We start from the raw sequence: 3,413 nt of genomic DNA on the forward strand, positions 1-3,413 counted from the left end.
AAGCGTTCTCTGTCCTATAATCTATAGATGTAGGGTATTTAATGTTTAACATAATCGAGATATCACTATGGAATTAAAGGATTATTACGCCATTATGGGGGTAAAACCCACTGATGACATGAAAACAATTAAAACTGCTTATCGCCGTTTAGCGAAAAAATATCACCCAGATGTAAGTAAAGAGCCAGATGCTGAGGAGCGTTTTAAAGAAATAGCGCAAGCTTGGGAAATTCTTGGTGATGAACAGCGCAGAGCTGAATATGACGAACTTTGGGCTCACCGCAATGATCCGAAATTTAAACAATTTACACAGCACAACAATTCACATTCAAACCAACAAAGTTTTAGTCAGGAAGATTTTGACGATCTTTATGCTTCTTTCTTTGGTCAAGGTTCGCCTTTTGAAGGGCGCCATTCACGTCAAGCACCTAGACAACGTGGACAAGATCTAGAAATTGAATTACCAGTTTTTCTTGAAGAAGCACAAGAAGAGCATAAGCGTACCATTAGCTACCATTTACCGGTTTATAATGTCTTTGGCATGATAGAGAAAGAAATTCCTAAGACCTTGAATGTCAAAATTCCTGCCGGTGTTGTTGATGGACAACGTATTCGTTTAAAAGGCCAAGGTACTGCTGGGGAGAATGGCGGAGAAAATGGTGATTTATGGCTAACTATTCGTATTGCACCTCACCCATTATTTGATGTAAAAGGGCATGATCTTGAAATTGTGGTTCCTATTGCACCTTGGGAAGCCGCATTAGGTACTAAAATTGCTATTCCTACACTTAAAGATAAAATTTTACTTACTATTCCTCCCGCTAGTCAGGCAGGTCAACGCCTGAGAATTAAAGGAAAAGGCTTAGTAAGTAAGCAAAAGAGTGGTGATCTCTATGCCATTTTGAAAGTCGTCATGCCACCTAAAGTGGATGAAAAAACACATTCATTATGGCAACAACTCGCCGAAGCCCAAGCCGATTATAATCCACGTAAAAACTGGGAGAATAAATAATGGCACAATTAACAACAATATTTACTATGACTGAGCTTTGTCATCATACTGGTGTTTCCAAAGAGGAACTTCAAGAAATTGTTGAATTAGGGGTTATTGAGCCTGTAGAAATTACCACCCAGGAGTGGTTTTTCAATGATGATGCAGTTGTTGTTGTACATCGGGCGTTAAAACTTCATCGAGAGTTAGCATTGGATTGGCATGGTATTGCAATCGCCTTGACATTGTTGGATGAAAATGAACGATTAAAGCAAGATAATAAACAACTTCGACAACAGCTTATGCGCTTTATTAATAATGAATAAAGTGTCAGATAATATATCGCTAATTGCTTGAGAAAAACTAACTATAAAAATATAGAAATAATTTTTTAAAGCAATTAGCGTATATCTTATATAATAAGAGTGATTCGTTATTAGGTTATTATTCACTCGTTTCTAAGGTCAATAATGAAAGCCACCTCAGAAGAAGTCCAAGTTTTTATTGCAGTAGTTGAAAGTGGTAGTTTTACACGTGCTGCAGAAAAATTAGCATTAGCCAATTCTGCTGTTAGTCGTACGGTAAAAAAACTTGAGTCAAAGCTAGGCGTTAATTTATTAAATCGGACTACGCGACAATTGAGTTTAACGGAAGAGGGGGAGCATTACTTTCATCGTATGCAAGTTATCTTGCAAGATATGAAATTAGCTGAAGATGAATTAATTAATACACAAAAAACACCACAGGGTCTATTACGTATTGATGCCGCAACGCCGGTTGTTTTGCATCTACTGGTGCCTTTTATTAAACAATTTCAGCAAAAATATCCTCAAATAACCCTCTCTTTAGTTTCATCTGAAACATTTATCAATCTTATTGAACGTAAAGTAGATATCGCGATTAGAGTCGGTAATTTAACGGATTCCAGTTTACGGGCAAAACCACTATTGAATAGTTATCGAAAAATCGTTGCGACCCCGGACTATCTCGCCCGTTATGGACAGCCTAAAATCGCAGAAGATCTGCTTGACCATACTTGTCTAACTTTTACTGAACCAGTATCACTAAACACATGGCCTATTGAGCGAGAGAATGGACAATTATTAGAAGCTCCTATGGGAATATCGTCGAATAGTGGAGAAACGATAAGACAATTGTGTCTCGAAGGTAATGGTATTGCTTGCCTTTCCGATTTTATGGTGGTTAATGATATCGAAAATGGTCGATTTATCGAATTATTCCCCGATAAACTGCAACCTATAGCTATGCCTTTTAATGCCGTTTATTATAGTGAAAAAGTGGTTAGCCAACGCATCCGTGTATTTATTGATTCTCTGAGTGAGTATATTGCTAAAAAAGTAGGTTAAAACATATAGGTGATAAAAATAATATCACCTATATTACGATTTAAATTGGTTAATCTTAATCCCAATGAGGCGCTAAACCTTCTGGGCTAACTAAACGATCATGACAATCTAACTTTGCAATCGCTTGTTTATCTTCACTATCCAATTTGATATTTACGCTGAGTAAATTACTGGCTAAATTTTCACGTTTTGTTGAAGATGGAATAACAGAATAACCTTCATTCATAGCCCAAGCTAAAATGATTTGTGCTGGTGTTGCATTGTGTTTTTTAGCAATGGTTTGTATTGTTTCATCTTTTAATGCTTTGCCGTAAGCTAGAGTCATATAAGATGTAATATGAATGCCATGCTGTTTAGCCCAATTTACCACTTTATGATTTTGTAAATAAGGTGATAATTCGATTTGGTTTGTTGCGATATTTTCAACACCAACGGCAGCAATAGCTTGTTCCATTAATGGAATGGTAAAATTTGAAATACCAATTTCTCGCGTTAATCCCATCTGTTTCGCAGCTAATAACTCTTGCATAAATTCTTTAACAGAAACTGCATCATTTGGTGATGGCCAGTGTACTAGAGTTAAGTCAACATAATCTGTTTGTAAATCACTTAAGCTTTGTTTCAAACTAGGAATTAATTTATCTTTACTTAAATTTTCTACCCAGATTTTTGTTGTGATGTAAAGCGCGTCGCGAGATATACCACTTTCTGCAATGGCTTGTCCTATAGCAGCTTCATTTTCATAAATTTGTGCTGTATCAATAGCACGATAACCTAGTTCTAGTGCAGTTTTTACAGAATTTATAACCGCATCGTCTTTTAAGCGAAAAGTACCAAGACCTAAAACGGGAACACTCATACATCTCTCCTGAAAATGGTAATAACAGTAGGGGAATTAAGTTGATATTTGTGACACCTTATTGGGTGCCTCATCGTCATGGTGGACAGTATAGTCTTTTTTATTGTTCTAAAAACAAGCTATAAAGCAAAAGACTTTTGTGATAAAAGCAATAATCAAAAATATCAGTTTATAGGGGATAAAAAGTTCTTGGTAT

General features: G+C 36.2%; 4 protein-coding genes. 3 read left to right on the plus strand and 1 reads right to left on the minus strand.

The window, feature by feature from the left end; all coding sequences use genetic code 11:
* Positions 1 to 67 precede the first annotated feature (67 nt).
* The 3 genes from cbpA (at position 68) to yafC (ending at position 2,358) form a co-directional block, all read left to right on the plus strand.
* The gene (gene cbpA / locus AACU95_RS13090) at positions 68 to 1,012 is read left to right on the plus strand and encodes a curved DNA-binding protein (protein ID WP_004247010.1); all 945 of its coding nucleotides are present in this window, start codon (positions 68 to 70) and stop codon (positions 1,010 to 1,012) included.
* Positions 1,012 to 1,317, plus strand: coding sequence for a chaperone modulator CbpM (cbpM, locus tag AACU95_RS13095; protein WP_004247011.1), 306 nt, complete (start codon positions 1,012 to 1,014; stop codon positions 1,315 to 1,317). The genes cbpA and cbpM overlap by 1 nt, the downstream gene beginning before the upstream one ends.
* A gap of 144 nt (positions 1,318 to 1,461) precedes the next feature.
* Positions 1,462 to 2,358: a DNA-binding transcriptional regulator YafC gene (yafC, locus tag AACU95_RS13100; RefSeq protein ID WP_036971038.1), complete on the plus strand. Its 897-nt coding sequence runs from the start codon at positions 1,462 to 1,464 to the stop codon at positions 2,356 to 2,358.
* Positions 2,359 to 2,413: 55 nt separating this feature from the next.
* Here yafC and dkgB read toward each other — a convergent pair whose 3' ends face one another.
* A complete protein-coding gene (gene dkgB, locus AACU95_RS13105) occupies positions 2,414 to 3,217 on the minus strand; it encodes a 2,5-didehydrogluconate reductase DkgB (RefSeq protein ID WP_036908191.1) in 804 nt (267 codons plus the stop codon).
* Positions 3,218 to 3,413: the final 196 nt, after the last annotated feature.

The organism is Proteus sp. G4415 (genome assembly GCF_963896075.1).
GTDB classification, from domain to species: Bacteria; Pseudomonadota; Gammaproteobacteria; order Enterobacterales; family Enterobacteriaceae; genus Proteus; species Proteus mirabilis.